This window comes from Bradyrhizobium campsiandrae (genome assembly GCF_014529705.1).
Classification (GTDB): domain Bacteria; phylum Pseudomonadota; class Alphaproteobacteria; order Rhizobiales; family Xanthobacteraceae; genus Bradyrhizobium; species Bradyrhizobium campsiandrae.
Genome location: NZ_JAANIH010000403.1, coordinates 1 through 243 on the forward strand (window position 1 = coordinate 1; position 243 = coordinate 243).

The following is a 243-nucleotide window of genomic DNA, read 5'->3' on the forward strand; positions in this document are numbered from 1 at the left end:
AGCGGCTGGCGCAGAAGCAGGGGCTCTGGAATCTGTTTCTCTCCGGCGAGCATGGTCCCGGATTGACCAACCTCGAATATGCGCCCGTGAAGGAGATCATGGGCCGCATCCTCTGGGCGCCCGAGGTGAACCATTTGCGGCCGTTGATGACATAGTCGTCGCCGTCGCGCCGGATCGCACACTGGATGTTGGTGGCATCGCTGGAGGCGACCTGCGGCTCGGTCATCGAGAAGCCGGAGCGGA

Annotated in this window: 1 protein-coding gene; it reads right to left on the reverse strand. The window is 63.4% G+C overall.

Translation table 11 applies throughout. The features are described from left to right. Window positions 1-243, reverse strand: a 243-nt coding sequence (locus G8O24_RS46960; protein ID WP_438503282.1) for an acyl-CoA dehydrogenase family protein, incomplete at both ends; no start/stop codon positions are given.